The organism is Achromobacter sp. SIMBA_011 (assembly GCF_046535435.1).
Taxonomy (GTDB): domain Bacteria; phylum Pseudomonadota; class Gammaproteobacteria; order Burkholderiales; family Burkholderiaceae_B; genus Achromobacter; species Achromobacter dolens.
Genome location: NZ_JAWRWN010000001.1, coordinates 705,717 through 722,202, shown reverse-complemented (window position 1 = coordinate 722,202; position 16,486 = coordinate 705,717). Strand labels below are relative to the sequence as shown.

Below are 16,486 nucleotides of genomic sequence, written 5' to 3'. Positions count from 1 at the left end.
GCGTCCAGCGACGGGACAATGGCATGATTATATGTCCCCAATTAAGTGGGGCGTCAGCACCTAGACCTGCCCTGGAAACAGCCACAGCAGGCTCGCCGTCATGGCCAGATAGCGCAGGAACTTGCCGACGGCCATATAGGCCACGCACGGCCAGAACGGCAGCCGCAGCCAGCCGGCCACGGCGCACAGCGGATCGCCCACGGCCGGCAGCCAGGACAGCAGCAGCGCCGGCGGCCCCATGCGATGTATCCAGTCATGGGCACGCTCGTGCCAGCGCCCGCGCATGCGGGATTGGGCCGGCGCGTGGGGGTGACGCTCCTTCCAGCGCTCGACGGCCTTTTCCGCGCCCAGGCCCATGGCGTAGCTGATGGCGCCGCCGATGGTGTTGCCGGCGGTCGCCACCAGGATGGCGGGCCAGAACATGTCGGGCGACAGCTTGATATAGCCGAACACCGCCGGCTCCGAGCCAAGCGGCAGCAACGTGGCCGAGATCAGCGAGACGGCGAAGATGGCGGACAGGCCCACCGAGGGCAGGGCCAGCAGGCCGAGCAGCCAGTGGATGGCGGAGAGGAGGCTTTCTTCCATGATGCCGTCGAGTGTAGCCGCGCGCGTCCCGAACCCGGCCGCCGCCGTCCGGTCCGTGGCGAAAGCCCGCGAAAACCGCCTGGGGCCGGGGCTTTCCCTGCAATAATCGCGCTCACGCCATGGCGCGCATGGGTCCACTCTTTGCGCCGCCCAATTTTCCGCCCCTACCCCAAGCGCAGTCCATGTCCACCGATTATCTGAAACGCATCCTGACCTCCAAGGTCTACGACGTCGCGGTCGAATCGCCGCTCGAAGCCGCGCCGCTGCTGTCGCAGCGCATGGCCAACACGATCCTGCTCAAGCGCGAGGACACGCAGGCCGTATTCAGCTTCAAGCTGCGCGGGGCATACAACAAGATGGCCAACCTGGCGCCGGCGGCGCGCAATCGCGGCGTGATCGCGGCCTCGGCCGGCAACCACGCCCAGGGCGTGGCGCTGGCCGCCTCCCGGCTCGGCTGCCGCGCGGTCATCGTCATGCCCACCACCAGCCCGCAGGTCAAGATCGACGCGGTGCGCCGATTGGGCGGCGAAGTGGTGCTGGCCGGCGAGAGCTTCTCCGACGCCTACGCCCACGCGCAGACGCTGGAGAAAAAGGAAAAACTGACCTTCGTGCACCCTTTCGACGATCCCGACGTGATCGCCGGCCAGGGCACGGTGGGCATGGAGATCCTGCGCCAGCACCCTGGCCCGATCGACGCCATCTTCGTGGCCATCGGCGGCGGCGGCCTGATCGCCGGCGTGGCCGCCTACATCAAGCAGTTGCGCCCCGAGATCAAGATCATCGGCGTGCAGACCGAGGACTCCGACGCCATGCTGCGCAGCGTGCGCGCCGGCCGGCGCGTGCAGTTGAACGACGTGGGGCTGTTCTCCGATGGCACCGCGGTCAAGCTGGTCGGCGCCGAGACCTTCAAGCTCACCCGCAAGTACGTCGATGATTTCGTGGTGGTCGACACAGACTCGATCTGCGCCGCCATCAAAGACGTGTTCCAGGACACCCGCAGCGTGCTGGAACCAGCCGGCGCCATGGCCGTGGCCGGCGCCAAGCAATACGCCGCCGAACACAAGCTCAAGGACAAGACGCTGGTCGCCATCGCCTGCGGCGCCAACATGAACTTCGACCGCCTGCGCTTCGTGGCCGAACGCGCCGAGGTCGGCGAAATGCGCGAGGCGGTCTTCGCCGTCACCATGCCTGAGCAGCGCGGCAGCTTCCGCCGCTTCTGCGAACTGGTCGGCGAACGCAGCGTGACCGAGTTCAACTACCGCATTTCCGATTCGGACCGCGCCCACGTGTTCGTCGGCCTGCAGGTATCGTCGCCGGCCGAACCCGACAAGATCGCCGGCCACTTCCGCCGCCATGGCTTCGACACGCTCGATCTGACGCACGACGAAATGGCCAAGACCCACTTGCGCCACATGGTCGGTGGCCGGTCGGCGCAGGCGCGCGACGAACTGCTCTATCGCTTCGAGTTCCCGGAACGCCCGGGCGCGCTGATGCGTTTCCTGAACGCCATGAATCCGGACTGGAACATCAGCCTGTTCCATTACCGCAACCAGGGCGCCGACTATGGCCGCATCCTGATCGGCATCCAGGTGCCGGCGGCGGACAAGAAGCAATTCCGCGGCTTCGTCGCCGAGCTGGGCTACCCCCACTGGAACGAGACCGACAATCCAGCCTACAAGCTGTTTCTGTAGGCCAAAAAACCGAGAGGGCCTCCGCATGGAGGCCCTTCCCTTCTCTGCTCAGGACTCGCCCGACCGCAACCTGAAGGGGGGGTTCGCTGTCACTCGGCGGCTCACGGAGATGTGCCGCGCATTCAGCAAGGTGCGACCGGACCGATGCCCTCGCTTAGAAACGGTGACGCAGACCCACCGCGAACGCGGTGTCGCGCGCATCGTGCTGGAACGCGTAGTTGTCGCCGTAGGAGGCATACGCGTACAGATTGGTGCGCTTGGTGAAGTCGTACGTGTAACCCAGGCTGTAGACGTTGAACGTCGCGTCGTCGCCGGTCAGCTTGGCGTTGTTCGGCGTGGCGCGCTGCCAGGAGCCGAAGATGGCATGGCGGCCCAGCGGCACGGTGGCGCCGATCATGTAGGAATTGGCGCGGAAGCCATCGGCCAGCTTGAACGTGCCCAGCTTCTGCATGCCGTCCGGCGTGGTGCCCATGTTCTGGCCGATGAACCAGCCGTCGCGGGTCTGGCTGAACGCCGCCGCCAGCTTCACGACCTCGAAATCGTAGGTGCCGCCAACGATGTATTCCTGGATGCGCGAACTGGACTTGCCGCCGATGTTGTCATTGGACGGATTGAAGCGGTCGTAGGCCGCGGCCAGATTCAGCGGACCGTTCAGGTATTGCGCGCCCACGGTCAGGACGCGGTTGTTGTTGCCCGTGGCGAAGCCGGTCTGGTGCTTTTCCTTGACGCCGTCCTCGACGGTGTCATCGGCGCTGAACGAGTAGCCCACGCCCACCTTGAAACCGCCCATGCTGGGGGTCTGGTACAGGACCATGTTGTCCAGGCGCATCGTGTTGGCGCTGCTGAACGTGGTGCCCAGGTTGGCGGTGTTGTAGCTGATGGAGAACGGGTCGATCGAGCCGAAGTACTTCGAGGCCAGGTTGGTCTGGCGACCGAATTCCAGGCGTCCCCACGAATCACTGTCCAGGCCCACGGTGGCCTGGCGGCCCCACAGGCGGCCATTCTGCAGTGATTGGCCGTTCATCGGGCCGAAACCGCCTTCCAGGTTGAACACGGCGCGCAGGCCGTCACCCAGGTCTTCCGTGCCGCGCAGCCCGAAGCGCGAGCCGCTGCTCACGCCCTGCACGCCGGCGATGCGGCTCTGCGACTGGCCCTTGAACTTCACTTGCTCGTAGCCGATACCGGCGTCGATCAACCCGTACAGCGTCACGGAATCAGCGGCATGCGCGGCGCCGGCAAAACCGGTCAGCAACGCGACAGCCAATAGCGTCTTCTTCATAAAAGTCCCCAAAATGGCGAAAGATAAAGGCATCCCGCAACCACGCGGCGGCATCGCCGCTGCCTGCGTGCCGCGACGACAAAGCGAGCGGCGTCTGCACTGAATCTAGTGTCTGCCTTGGAACAATTTGAAGTAACGCGGATTTCGAAGAACAACTTTCCATGGGCGGGATAATGCCCGCCGCCCCACCCGCCTCGGGCTTGGAAGCTGCGTATTAAGGCCTTGATATCAAATGCGAATTCTTGCTCATAATTCGGTTTCGCCGCGCGGTCGCCGGTCGTCGCACTCAAGCGGGATTGACATCACATGTTGTGTGGGCGGCACAGTCCATGCGGCATAAACACGACAACGAGACGAGGACGGACTCCGGACGGAGAGATAAAAAACCCCTTGGCGTGCAAGGGGCTTTGGTTTCGCGCCGAACGGTGAAGGCCGCGGGTCAACGGCCCTTGGGCGGGTAGTCCAGTTCACCGAAGGTGTATTCGCCGCGGGCCTTGGCCTGCGCCAGTTCCTCGCGAACCTGCTCGCGGGTCTTGCCGGCCGTCTGGGTGGCCGCCGCGCGCGGCGGGTAATCCAATTCGCCGCTGGTGACCTGGCCGGCGGCCTTGGCGCTTTGCAGTTCCTGTTGGACCTGCTCACGCGTCATGCCCGTCTGTTGGGCGATGGCGGGCGGATAGTCCAATTCGCCGAACGTGACCTGCCCGGCGGCCTTGGCGGCCTGCAGTTCCTGTTGAACCTGTTCACGCGTCTTGCCATCGGCGTGGGCGGCGGACATACCCACCAGCGTTGCGGTAACCATGAGTGCGGTAGCTAGGGCTTTCATTGTGATGACTCCATCCTAAACCTGGCACACCGTCCGCCGCCAGGGCGGCGGCGGCAATGTGACAATTCGATTGCTGGGATGCAGTATCTGGCGATCAGGCCCTAGTAAAAACCCTTATTTTGGTGAACATATTTGCATGGACGGGACAATTGCAAAGCGTATCCCCTCCGCACGACTCGGGCACCGTGCAACAACCGCTCGCGCCCTCTGCCGCAGGGCCAACCAGACATTCAGCGGCGCGCCAGCCCGGTAACGGAATGTGTGCGTCCCGTCCGGCGGAATAGTCGTTCATGGCGGCTAAATAGACATTTCCACTGGCGGGACAATATTTCCACTTATCATATGAACCTGCCAGAAATGGAATTTTGAGTTTGAGGGCACCATGGATATCCAGCTTAACGACATCGCGCTCTTCGTCGAGGTCGCCAAGCGCAAGAACTTCAGCCACGCCGCCGAAGCCTTGAATATTCCAACGTCCACGCTCTCGCGGCGCGTCAGTGAGCTGGAGCGCAGCGTGGGCATGCGCCTGCTGAATCGCAGCACCCGCAAAATCGACCTGACCGAGGCGGGCGCCATCTATTTCGAGCGTTGCCGGCACATAGTGGAAGAAGCCCGCATCGCCCACGACCAGTTGCTCGACATGGCGGTGCAACCCAAGGGCCGCCTGCGCATCTCGCTGCCCACCAGCCTGGCGCAACTGTTCCTGCCCGCCGTGATCCGCGAGTTCCGCGAACAGCACCCCGACATCGAATGTGATTTCGATCTGAGCATGCGGCCGATCGACCCGATCAGCAATCCCTTCGACCTGATTCTGCGTTTCGGGCAGCAGCCCGATTCCAGCCTCATTTCGCGCAAGATCGTGCTGATGGCGCACCAGTTGTATGCCTCGCCCGACTACCTGGCGCGCCATGGCGAGCCGCGGGTGCCGGCCGACCTGAGCCACCACGAATGCCTGCGCCCCACCATGCGCGACGAGTCATCCTTCTGGATGCTGCATTCGGGTGACAAGGTGGAGCGCGTGCAGGTGTCGGGCCGGCTGTCGGCCAACAATGTCGGCATGCTGGGACGCCTGGCCGGACAGGGCCTGGGCATCACGCCGCTGCTGGTGTTCGATGCGATGGAGCGAGCCATCAAGCAGACCGGTCTGGTGCGCGTGCTGCCCGACTGGAGCCTGACGCCCCTGCCCCTGTTCGCCCTGCTGCCATCGCGCATGCTGCCGGCCAAGACCAAGGCCTTCCTGGACTTCATCCAGCCACGGCTCTCGGACGCCTGAGGCGAATGGACGCCTGAATCGTCCGCCCGCGCCGGCCTCAGACCGACGCGCTATCGTATTGACAGACCGTGTAGAGCGGCGTGCCGGTGGCCGCGATCTTGGCCGAGCCGCCGAGTTCGGGCAGGTCGATGATGGCTGCCGCCTCGACCACGTTCGCGCCCAGGCGCTGCAGCAGCTTGATCGCCGCCAGCATCGTGCCGCCCGTGGCGATCAGGTCATCCACCAGCAGAACGCGCTGTCCGGTACGCACGGAATCGGTGTGCATCTCGACGGCCGCGTTGCCGTATTCGAGCGAGTATTCCTCGGCAACGGTGCGGTACGGCAGCTTGCCCTTCTTGCGCACCGGCACGAAACCCAGGTTGAGCTCATAGGCCAGCACGCTGCCAATGATGAAGCCGCGCGCGTCCACGCCGGCCACCAGATCCAGGCGCTGGCGCATGTAGCGGTAGACGAAAAGGTCGATCAGCACCCGGAACGCACGCGGGTCCTGCAACACCGGCGTGATGTCTCGAAAAATGACACCAGGTTGGGGCCAGTCAGGCACGCTGCGGATGGTGCGCCGGATGTACTCGGCGTTGTCGGTCTGCATGGAAGCTGGCCCTGGAGAATTGAAGCAAGGCGAACTATAACCGCGCAACCGTGCTTAAGCCAGGACCGCCACGGCTGATGACACCTCATGCAACTGTCCGCCGCGCAAAGTGCAACAGCGGTCGACGGCGCCGGGCGGCAGCACGGCATGCGTGGCCAGGATGACGGTGCGTCCCCCCACCGCGTGTTCCAGGTCGGCGAAGAACGCCGCCTCGGCGGCCGCATCCAGACCCGCGGTCGGTTCATCCAGCACGATGACATCGGCCGGCGACAACAACGCCCGCGCCAGGCACAGGCGCCGCGCCTGCCCGGCGGACAGCAGGGAACCGGTTTCGCCGGCCCAGGTATCCAGCCCATCAGGCAACCCGCGCACGAATTCCCCGAGGCGGGCGGCGTCCAGCGCGCACCACAACTCGGCGTCGCCGGCCTGCGGGTCGCCGATCAGAAGATTGGTGCGCAAGGTGCCCAGGAATACCGGGGCGTCCTGCGACAGCAACGCGATGCGCCGATGCCAGTCCGCCTGCGCACAGGCGCGGGCATCGATGCCCGCGTAGCGCACCTGGCCGTCCAGCGGATCCTCCAGCCGCAGCAGCAGATGCAGCAGCGTGGACTTGCCCGCGCCGCTCTCGCCCAGGATGGCGACCCGTTCTCCCGGCTCGACCCGCAGTTGCAGGTGATGCAGCACAGGCAGGGGCGTCTCGCCGGCCCGCGCCGGATAGGCGAAGGACACATCAACCAGTTCCAGCGCGCCGCGCGTCGGCAGCGGGCTGGGCACGGCGGGATCGCACATGTCCGGCTCGCGCTGCGCCACGTCGCGGATGCGCGCGGCGGCCGACAGCGCCGACCCCATGCGCGAGGCGCCGCGCATGATCGGGCCGGCCACTTCGAAGATACCGATTACGGCCAGCAGCAGTCCCACCAGCAACGGCCCGTGCAATACGCCGGCTTCGTAACGCGCCAGGCCGAACCACAGCAGCGCCAGCACCGATAGCCCGGCCGCCGCCTGCAGGAACCATTGCCCCCGCGCCGCGACCCGGGCCTGGCTGCCGCGGGCACGCGCGCTGGCCTCGCACAATTGGTCGAAATGCGCCTGGGTCTGCGACTGCGCATGCAGCGCGACCATGTCGGCGTGACCATCGACCGCGTCGAGCACGGCAGCACGCAGTCCGGCCGCGCTCTCCTGCGCGGCTACGCCAGGCTTGCGCGCGGCGCGCAGCAGCCACAGCGGCACCAGGACACAGACCGCCAGCAGCGCCAGCGCGAACACCAGGGCCGCCGCCGGCACCCAATAACCCAGCACGGCGGTCAACGCCGCGCCGGCCAGGATGGCCGTCGCCAGCGGCGCCAACACGAACAGGAACACGGTGTCGAGCGCATCGACGTCGCCTGTCATGCGCGCCACCAGGTCGCCACTGCGGTAACGCGCCAACTGGCGCGGCGTCAGGCGGATCAGCGCCGTGAAGACTGCCGCGCGCAGGTCGGCCAGCAGGCGCAGCGTGGCGGCATGCCCGACCACCCGGTCGGCATAACGCGACACGATGCGCAGGAACGACAGGCCGCGCACCAGCGCGGACGGCGCGAACAGATTGAAGGCGCCGCCCGCGCCGGCCAGCGCGGCGCCGGTCAGGAACCAGCCGGACACGCCCAGCAGGCCGACGCCCGCGGCCACCGTCGCCAGCGCGCAGAACAGCGCGAGCAACAAACCCGCCTTGCGGCGCGCATATAGCGGCAGAAGCAACAACAGGTTCTTCATACGTCTTTCACTTTTGCATCGGCGAGGCGCAGCACCCGCGCGAAACGCGCCGCGACCGAGGGCGAATGGGTAGCGAGCAGCAGCGTGCGGCCAGCGGCGAATGCCAGGATCTCGTCCAGCACTCGCGCCTGCGTGGCCTCGTCCAGGTGTGCCGTGGGCTCGTCCAGCAGGATCAACCCGGGATCGCGCAGGAACAGGCGCGCCAGCGCAACGCGCTGCGCCTGGCCGCCCGACAGGCCATGACCGCGGCTGCCCAGCGGCGTATCCAGCCCTTGCGGCAGCCCGGCGGCGAATTCGAGCACACAGGCGCGGCGAGCCGCATCACGCACCATCGCGTCGGTGGCATCTGGGCGTCCCAACCGGATGTTGTCCGCGATCGACCCCGCCAGCAGTTGCGGCCTCTGCCCGATCAGCGCCACGCGCGCGCGCAGATCGGCCTCGCCCCACTGGTCCAGCGGCACGCCATCGAGGCGAATGTCGCCGTCGCCCCGGCGCAGGCGCGCGATGGCCTCGATCAGCGTGGACTTGCCGATACCGCTCGGCCCCATCAAGGCCGCGTGCTCGCCCGGGGCCAGCGCCAACGCCGCCGCGGACAGCACTGGCAAGGGCCGCCCGGGCGCCGTCATGGTCAGCCCCGCCACCGTCAGGCCGGCGGCGCCCGATACCGGCGCCATCGGCCCATCCTGGCGCGATTCGACGACTTCCCCCTGCGGCAGCCCATCGAACAGCGTGGCAATCTGCGACACCGCGGCCAGCGCCGTGGCGCGGTCGTGGTAGTGCGCGGCGAACTGGCGCAAGGGCGCGTAGACCTCGGGCGCCATCAGCAGACAGAACAGGCCGGCCTGCAGCGTGAACGGCGACCAGCGCAGGTCGAGGAACCCCAGGTAGCTCAGGCCGATGTAGACGGCCACGCCCGCCACGCCCAGCGCGGCGAAGAATTCCAGCACCGCCGACGACAGGAAGGCGATCCGCAGCACGGACATGGTGCGCTGGCGCAGCGCATCGCTGGCGGCGGCGACGGAAGCCGCCTCGGCTTCGGCGCGGCCATACAGCTTCAGGGTGGACAGGCCGCGCAGGCGGTCGGCGAAGAATCCCGACAGCCGCGCGAAAGCCCGCAGATGACGCCGGCTGGCGCCTTGCGCGCCCCAGCCGACCAGCGCCATGAACAGCGGAATCAGCGGCGCGGTGATCAACAGCACCAGTCCCGCGATCACATCCACCGGCAGCAACAGGACCGCAAACGCCACCGGCAGCAGCGCCGCCGCGGCCATGGCCGGCAGATACTTGGAGAAGAATCCGTCGAGCGCCTCGACCTGGTCCACCAGCGCGCTGGCGATCTCGCCCGAGGCCTGCCGGCGGCTCCAGTCAGGTCCTTTGCGCAGCAGACGCGCGAACAGCGCCTGGCGCACGTGACGCTTGATACGCTCGGCGGCGTCGGCCCCGACGCGCTCGCCCGCCCAGGTGATGCAGGCGCGCGCCAGCATCAGCGCGGCGATGGCCAGGATCTGGCCGAGCAGTTCCAGGCGCGGCGCCTGCCGCACGATGGCGGCATCCAGCACGCTGGCCAGCAGCCAGGCCTGAACCACCAGCAACGCGCCCGACGCCAGCGGCGCCGCGCCCGCCAGGATGAGCGGCAGCCGGGCCGCCCCGGCCAGCGCCATCAGCCAGCGCGATTGCTCGCGCGGCGGCTTGCGCAGGGTGGCCGAGGGGTCATGCTCGAGGCTGCTGGCGCGGCCGCTCACTCGTCGTTACGGCTGGCGCGCGGGTCATGCGAGTGACCTTCGCGCAGCTCGAACCACATTGCGTTGAGGATGGCGAACGCACACGCCAATCCCAGGCCGAGTACCCATGAGAAATACCACATGGTGAAGGCTCCTTGTCAGTACGAATTGGGCGTGTCGCCCACGGATGCATGCGTCACCTTGCCGCGCATGACGCGATACACCCAGGCGGTGTAGAGCGTCACGATCGGCAGGAACACCACCACCGCGATCACCATGATCCACAGCGTCATGTGGCTGGACGAGGCGTCCCAGACCGTCAGGCCGGCTTTCGGGTTGGTCGACGACGGCATCAGGAACGGGAACAGCGAGAAGCCGACCGTCAGGATGACGCCGCTGATCGAAACGGCCGAGGCCAGGAACGACAACACGTTGGCGCGCAACGTCAGCAACAGCAGCACCAGCACGGCTCCCGACACGCCCAGCGCGGGCGCGATCCACATCAGCGGCCACTTGGCGTAGTTGGCCGTCCAGGCGCCGGCCTGCACCGCGACCGTCTTGAGCATCGGATCCGAAGGACCTTGCATGTCCACCGCGCTGGTGATGGCATGGCCGCTGAGCGACTTCACCCAGAAGCCCCCGGCGACGAACAACACCAGCGTCAGCAACGCGCACAGGCGGCCCCAGTTGCGCGCTCGCGACGACACGGGGTCCTCGGTGCGCCAGGCCAGCAGCACCGCGCCGTGCATCGCCAGCATCACCACGCTCAGCACGCCGCACAGCAGCGCGAACGGCGTGAACAGTTGGTAGAAGTGACCCTGGTACACCATGCGCAGCGCGTTTTCGTCGAAGGTGAACGGCACGCCGAGGATGATGTTGCCCACGGCCACGCCGAACACCAGCGAGGCCACCACGCCCGAGAAGCACAGCACGCCGTCCCAGCTATTGCGCCAGCGGGTGCCTTCCATCTTGCTGCGGTACTTGAAGCCGACGGGACGCAGGATCAGCGCGATCAGCGCCAGCATCATCGCCAGGTAGAAGCCCGAGAACGAGGCTGCGTACAACAGCGGCCAGGCGGCAAAGATCGCGCCGCCCGCGGTGATCAGCCACACCTGGTTGCCTTCCCACACGGGGCCGACCACGTTGATCACCACGCGGCGTTCGGCATCGGTCTTGGCGACCACCGGCAGCAGCGCCGCCACGCCCAGGTCGAAGCCGTCCATCACGGCGAAGCCGATCAGCAGCGCGCCCAGCAGCACCCACCAGACCACCCGCAAGGTGGCGTAGTCGAAAGGAATAAGGGTATCCATTGTTTCTCTCCCCTTAAGCTCGCACGGCGGCGTGGACGGGATCGGCGGCGGCGCTGGCCGGGACCGGCGCGTCGGATTTCGGGCCCTTGCGCACGGCGTGCAGCATGACCTTCACGCCGATGATCAGCAGCACGGTGTACAGCACCAGGAAGATCGTCAGGCTGATGGCCAGGTCGGCGATCGTGAGGCCGGACGCCGCGTAATACGTGGGCAGCACGCCTTCGATCACCCATGGCTGGCGGCCGTACTCGGCCACGAACCAGCCGCTCTCGATGGCGATCCAGGGCATGGGCAGGCTCCACAGCGCCACCTTCAGCAGGCCGCGGCGGCTGTCCAGGCGACCGCGCGAGGCCAGCCAGAATGCCACGCCGAAGAACAGGATCAGGTACATGCCCACGGCCACCATGATGCGGAACGCCCAGAACAGCGGCGCCACGTTCGGCACGGTATCCACCGCGGCCTTCTTGATGTCCTCTTCGGTGACCTTGCTCATGTCGGTCTGGTAGCGTTTGACCAGCAACGCGTAGCCGAGATCGGGCCAGGTGCGGTCGAACACCATGCGGGCGTCGACGTCCTTGGGATTGGCGCGGATCTTCTGCAGGGCGTCGTACGCCACCATGCCGTCGCGGATGCGATTCTCGGCGCGCAGGATCAGGTCGTTGATGCCCAGCAGCGGGGTCGTCAGCGAGCGCGTGCCGATGAGGCCCATGACGTAGGGAATCTCGATGGCGAAGTCGTTCTTGCGTTCGGCCTGGTTGGGCAGCGCGATCAGGTTGAAGGACGCGGGCGCCGGCTCGGTGTGCCACATGGATTCCATGGCCGCGATCTTCATCTTCTGGTGTTCGGTGGTGAGATAACCGCTCTCGTCACCCAGCACGACGACCGACAGCGCCGAGGCCAGGCCGAAGCTGGCGGCGACCGCCATCGAGCGCTTGGCCAGGTCGGTGTGGCGGCCCTTGAGCAGGTACCAGGCGCTGATCGACATGACGAACATGGCGCCCGCCACGTAGCCCGCGCTGACCGTGTGCACGAACTTGGCCTGGGCCACCGGGTTGAAGATCACCGCGGCGAAGTCGGTCATTTCCATGCGCATGGTGTCGGGGTTGAACACCGCGCCCACCGGGTTCTGCATCCAGCCGTTGGCGATCAGGATCCAGAGCGCCGAGAAGTTGGTGCCGAATGCCACCAGCCAGGTCACCACCAGGTGGCTGACCTTGGACATGCGGTTCCAGCCGAAGAAGAACAGGCCGACGAAGGTGGCTTCCAGGAAGAAAGCCATCAGCCCTTCGAGCGCCAGCGGCGCGCCGAAGATGTCGCCCACGTAATGGCTGTAGTACGACCAGTTCATGCCGAACTGGAACTCCATGACCACGCCCGTGGCCACGCCCAGCGCGAAGTTGATGCCGAACAGGGTGCCCCAGAACATGGTCATCCGCTTCCAGATGGGGCGGCCAGTCATGACGTACACGCTTTCCATGATGGCCAGGATGAACGACAGGCCGAGCGTGAGGGGGACGAAGAGGAAGTGGTACAGCGCGGTCGCGGCAAACTGGAATCGCGACAGGTTGACGACGTCGAGATCAATCATTGGGGCGCTCCCATGCAGGTGAGTAGCCACAGCAACCGGCATGGTTCCCAGGCCGTCTCTGGCGCCATGATAAGGGCGTTGTATACAGCTTCATAGAGGTTTCCTGAAAAAATCGGGGCGGATCAGCGATCAGCCTTTGCCCCGCAACTTGCCGGCGAAGCCCAGCACTTTCTGCACTTTCGAACCCAGCTTCATCAGGTTCTGCAGAGTCTCCGGCGGCAGACGTTGAACCTCATCGAACCACCCGGTGGACAGTTCGATGAGCTCCAGCATTTCGGTCATGCGTTGCTGCGCGTAGGCACCGTCCGGTCCCGTGGGGGGCTCCAGCAGGGTGTCTCGCAGCAGGGTGAGGGTGGGATCGATTTCGCGCTTGCGCTTCTCTTCCATCAGGATGCGGAAGATCTCCCAGACATCCTTGGGCGTCTCGAAGTAGTCGCGGCGGTCGCCGACCTGGTGCACCAGCTTCACCAGGCGCCAGGACTGCAGCTCCTTCAGGCCCAGGCTGACGTTCGAACGGGAAAAGCCCAGCGTTTCGGCGATGTCGTCGGCATGCAGGGGCTGGGGCGCCAGGAACAGCAGGGCGTAGATCTGGCCGACGGTGCGGTTCACGCCCCAACGGCTGCCCATTTCGCCGAAGTGCAGGACGAAACGTTCGTTTTGAGGGGTGAGCACCATGATCCATCCAGGCCAGCAAATGCGATGACGGCATACATAAATAGTTACGCCGTTTTCAGAAATTCCTGAAATTATCGAACAAACTGTGCGAAAACACAAACCACACCGATGACAGGGGTATAGCCGCAAGGGATGACAATTCTGTCGTTCCGCCCCCGAAATCAGTCGCAATCTGTGGTGGACGCGCCACGAAAAAAAGCCACCCGCCGGTTGGCGGGTGGCTGCGAATCAAGGGGAAATCCAGGGCGCCGCCCCCGGCGCGCCGGGCGAATGGGCGGGTCAGCCGGCCTTGACGGTGACGGCGGCCGACACGCGCTTGGCCTTGGCGCGCGCGGCGGCCACATCCTCGGCGATCGCCAGGCCCACGCCCATGCGGCGCTTGACGAAGGACTCGGGCTTGCCAAACAGGCGGATGTCGGTGCCCGGCTCTGCCAGCGCCTGCGCCACGTTGTGGAACGACACGGCCTTGGCCTCGACGCCGCCATAGATGACGCTGCTCGCGCCAGGCTGGCGCAGCGAGGTGTCCACCGGCAGGCCGAGCAGGGCGCGGGCGTGCAGTTCGAATTCGTTCTGCGCCTGGGTAATCATGGTGACCATGCCGGTGTCATGCGGGCGCGGGCTCACTTCCGAGAACCACACCTGGTCGCCGGCCACGAACAGTTCGACGCCGAAAATTCCAAGTCCGCCCAGCTCGGCCGTCACGGCAAGGGCGATCTCGCGGGCACGCTCCAGCGCCGCGGGCGACATGGGATGGGGCTGCCAGCTCTCGACGTAGTCGCCGTCGACCTGCTTGTGGCCGATCGGCTCGCAGTAGCGGGTCTCGACCTGGCCGTCGGCGCCGCGGGCGCGCACGGTCAGCAGCGTGATTTCGTAATCGAAGCGGATGAAGCCCTCGACGATGGCGCGGCCGCCGCCCACCCGGCCGCCCTCCTGGGCGTAGCGCCAGGCGGCGCCCAGGTCCTCGGCGCCCTTGATCACGGACTGGCCCTTGCCCGACGAGGACATGACCGGCTTGATGACGCAGGGATAGCCGATGCCACCGTCGATGGCCCGGCGCAATTCGTCTTCCGTATCGACGAAGGCGTAGGGCGAGGTGGGCAGGCCCAGGGTCTCGGCCGCCAGGCGGCGGATGCCCTCGCGGTTCATGGTCAGTTGCGCCGCCCGGGCGGTCGGGGTGACCCGCACCACGCCGGCCGCTTCCAGATCCACCAGCAAATTGGTGGCAATGGCCTCGATTTCGGGGACAATAACGTGCGGTTGCTCTTGCCGGATGATTTTTTCCAGGGCTTCGGGGTCCGTCATCGACACCACATGGGCGCGATGCGCCACCTGGTGGCCCGGCGCGTCGGCATACCGGTCCACCGCGATGACTTCCACGCCCAGCCGCTGCAGAGCGATGATGACCTCTTTGCCCAACTCGCCCGAGCCGAGCAGCATGACTCGGGTGGCCAGGGGGGACAGGGGCGTGCCAAGGACGGGGCTGGGAATGCTGGACATGAGCGGGCCTGGAAAGGAAAGATTGATAGCCGGATAAAAGAGTCGCCAGGATGCCATACCCCCCTCCCAGGGGCAAACCCGCAACCTGATATTAAAATCCCCTGATGACCGATCATCCCACCACAACGTCCGAGACCGCGCTGGCATCTGCGCGCAGGACGCTGCAAATCGAAAGCCAGGGCATCCTGGACCTGTCCGCGCGGCTGGACGACAGCTTCGCGCGGGTCGTCGCCATGCTGCTGGCCTGCCGTGGGCGCGTGGTCGTCAGCGGCATCGGCAAGACCGGCCACATCGCCCGCAAGATCGCCGCCACCTTCGCCTCCACCGGCACGCCCGCCTTCTTCGTGCACGCCGCCGAAGCGGTGCACGGCGACCTGGGCATGATCACCCGCGACGACGTCCTGATCGCCATTTCGTATTCCGGGTCGGGCCAGGAGCTGCTCACCATCCTGCCGGTGGTGCGCCGCATGGGCGCCAGCCTGGTGGCCATTACCGGCAATCCGCAGTCCGAGCTGGCGCGGCTCGCCGACGTCCACCTGGACGCCAGCGTGTCCCAGGAAGCCTGCCCGCTGAACCTGGCGCCGACCGCCAGCACCACCACGGCCCTGGCCCTGGGCGATGCGCTGGCCGTGGCCTGTCTGGAGGCGCGCGGGTTCGGGCCCCAGGATTTCGCCCGCTCGCATCCGGGCGGCGCGCTCGGCCGGCGCCTGCTGACCCACGTGCGCAACGTCATGCGCCAGGGCGACGCTCTGCCCGTCGTGGCGCAGGGCACGCCGGTCTCGCAGGCGCTCGAAGTCATGTCGGCCAAGGGCATGGGCATGACCGTGGTGAGCGATGCGCAGCACCGCCCGGTCGGCATCTTCACCGACGGCGACCTGCGCCGCCTGATCGCACGCTACGGCGACATCCGCAGCCTGAACGTCGAAGCCGGCATGACGCGCTCGCCGCGCAGCATCAACCCGGACGCGCTGGCCGTCGAGGCCGCGCGCCAGATGGACGAACTGCGGCTCAATCACATGCTGGTGCTGGACGCCGATGGCGCCCTGCTCGGCGCCTTGCACATGCACGACCTGATGGCCGCCAAAGTGGTATGACTATGACTCTCCCCCCTTCGATCACCCACCCCGCCGAAGCCCTGGTCCTGGCCCGTATCGCGCCAGCGGTGCGCGAACGCGCCGCCGCCGTGCGCCTGATGGTCTTCGACGTGGACGGCGTGCTGACCGACGGCGGCCTGTATTACGGCGAGACCGGCGAAGTCCAGAAGCGCTTCAACGCCCTGGATGGCCATGGCCTGCGCCTGCTGATGGAAGGCGGCCTGAAGGTGGCGCTGATGACTGGCCGCTCCGGCCCGATCGTGGCGCGCCGCGCCGCCGAGCTGGGAATTTCCGAGATCATGCAGGGCGTGCGCGACAAAGGCGCCGCGCTGGCCGAACTTGCGCAGCGCAGCGCGGTCCAACTGAACCAGACCGGCTACATGGGCGATGACATCATCGACCTGCCGGCCATGCAACGCGCCGGCTTCGCCGCCAGCGTGCCGAATGCGCCGGGCTACGTCAGCCAGGCGGCCCACTGGATCGCAACGCAAGCGGGCGGCAACGGCGCGGTGCGCGAATGTTGCGACCTGCTGCTGGCCTCCCAGGGCCGGCTGGGCGGATTCCTGGCGGCGCCGGGACTGCTCGGTCCTGGCGCCATCCAGTAAGCGC

General features: G+C 66.7%; 15 protein-coding genes. 4 read left to right on the top strand and 11 right to left on the bottom strand.

What is annotated here, in order from left to right; translation table 11 throughout:
• Window positions 1-60: 60 nt before the first annotated feature.
• Entirely contained in the window at window positions 61-585 is a 525-nt protein-coding gene (locus SB816_RS03410) for a YqaA family protein (RefSeq protein WP_175143347.1), read from the bottom strand.
• Between the two features lie 182 nt (window positions 586-767).
• Between SB816_RS03410 and ilvA the strand changes: the two genes are divergently transcribed.
• Complete coding sequence (gene ilvA / locus SB816_RS03405; protein ID WP_410546500.1) at window positions 768-2,276, top strand: threonine ammonia-lyase, biosynthetic; 1,509 nt, start codon at window positions 768-770, stop codon at window positions 2,274-2,276.
• A 154-nt stretch (window positions 2,277-2,430) separates the two neighbouring features.
• On the opposite strand, the gene SB816_RS03400 is transcribed toward ilvA, so the two are convergent.
• Together SB816_RS03400 and SB816_RS03395 are read right to left on the bottom strand one after the other, a co-directional pair.
• Window positions 2,431-3,555 carry a porin gene (locus tag SB816_RS03400; RefSeq protein WP_054500408.1) on the bottom strand — a complete coding sequence of 375 codons (1,125 nt, stop codon included), beginning with the start codon at window positions 3,553-3,555 and terminating at the stop codon, window positions 2,431-2,433.
• Window positions 3,556-3,994: 439 nt separating this feature from the next.
• On the bottom strand, window positions 3,995-4,378 hold the full coding sequence (locus SB816_RS03395) for a DUF4148 domain-containing protein (protein ID WP_054500407.1): 384 nt from the start codon (window positions 4,376-4,378) through the stop codon (window positions 3,995-3,997).
• A gap of 382 nt (window positions 4,379-4,760) precedes the next feature.
• On the opposite strand from SB816_RS03395, the gene SB816_RS03390 reads away from it, so the two are divergent.
• On the top strand, window positions 4,761-5,651 hold the full coding sequence (locus SB816_RS03390; protein WP_054500406.1) for a LysR family transcriptional regulator: 891 nt from the start codon (window positions 4,761-4,763) through the stop codon (window positions 5,649-5,651).
• A gap of 37 nt (window positions 5,652-5,688) precedes the next feature.
• On the opposite strand, the gene SB816_RS03385 is transcribed toward SB816_RS03390, so the two are convergent.
• The 8 genes from SB816_RS03385 to purT form a co-directional block, all read right to left on the bottom strand.
• Complete coding sequence (locus tag SB816_RS03385; protein ID WP_006391794.1) at window positions 5,689-6,240, bottom strand: adenine phosphoribosyltransferase; 552 nt, start codon at window positions 6,238-6,240, stop codon at window positions 5,689-5,691.
• Between the two features lie 54 nt (window positions 6,241-6,294).
• Entirely contained in the window at window positions 6,295-7,992 is a 1,698-nt protein-coding gene (gene cydC, locus SB816_RS03380; protein WP_410546499.1) for a thiol reductant ABC exporter subunit CydC, read from the bottom strand.
• Complete coding sequence (gene cydD / locus SB816_RS03375; RefSeq protein ID WP_410546498.1) at window positions 7,989-9,734, bottom strand: thiol reductant ABC exporter subunit CydD; 1,746 nt, start codon at window positions 9,732-9,734, stop codon at window positions 7,989-7,991. Before cydD ends, cydC begins: the two co-directional genes overlap by 4 nt.
• The gene (cydX, locus tag SB816_RS03370; protein WP_054474887.1) at window positions 9,731-9,856 is read right to left on the bottom strand and encodes a cytochrome bd-I oxidase subunit CydX; all 126 of its coding nucleotides are present in this window, start codon (window positions 9,854-9,856) and stop codon (window positions 9,731-9,733) included. Before cydX ends, cydD begins: the two co-directional genes overlap by 4 nt.
• A 15-nt stretch (window positions 9,857-9,871) precedes the next feature.
• Entirely contained in the window at window positions 9,872-11,023 is a 1,152-nt protein-coding gene (cydB, locus tag SB816_RS03365; protein WP_410546497.1) for a cytochrome d ubiquinol oxidase subunit II, read from the bottom strand.
• Window positions 11,024-11,036: 13 nt separating this feature from the next.
• Window positions 11,037-12,611 carry a cytochrome ubiquinol oxidase subunit I gene (locus SB816_RS03360; RefSeq protein ID WP_054500402.1) on the bottom strand — a complete coding sequence of 525 codons (1,575 nt, stop codon included), beginning with the start codon at window positions 12,609-12,611 and terminating at the stop codon, window positions 11,037-11,039.
• Between the two features lie 129 nt (window positions 12,612-12,740).
• Complete coding sequence (locus SB816_RS03355) at window positions 12,741-13,286, bottom strand: GbsR/MarR family transcriptional regulator (protein WP_049076860.1); 546 nt, start codon at window positions 13,284-13,286, stop codon at window positions 12,741-12,743.
• Between the two features lie 279 nt (window positions 13,287-13,565).
• Complete coding sequence (gene purT / locus SB816_RS03350) at window positions 13,566-14,783, bottom strand: formate-dependent phosphoribosylglycinamide formyltransferase (protein ID WP_410546496.1); 1,218 nt, start codon at window positions 14,781-14,783, stop codon at window positions 13,566-13,568.
• A gap of 104 nt (window positions 14,784-14,887) precedes the next feature.
• On the opposite strand from purT, the gene SB816_RS03345 reads away from it, so the two are divergent.
• Both SB816_RS03345 and SB816_RS03340 read left to right on the top strand, forming a co-directional pair.
• Window positions 14,888-15,877: an SIS domain-containing protein gene (locus SB816_RS03345; RefSeq protein ID WP_054500400.1), complete on the top strand. Its 990-nt coding sequence runs from the start codon at window positions 14,888-14,890 to the stop codon at window positions 15,875-15,877.
• The gene (locus SB816_RS03340) at window positions 15,874-16,482 is read left to right on the top strand and encodes a KdsC family phosphatase (RefSeq protein ID WP_081273411.1); all 609 of its coding nucleotides are present in this window, start codon (window positions 15,874-15,876) and stop codon (window positions 16,480-16,482) included. The genes SB816_RS03345 and SB816_RS03340 overlap by 4 nt, the downstream gene beginning before the upstream one ends.
• Window positions 16,483-16,486 lie beyond the last annotated feature (4 nt).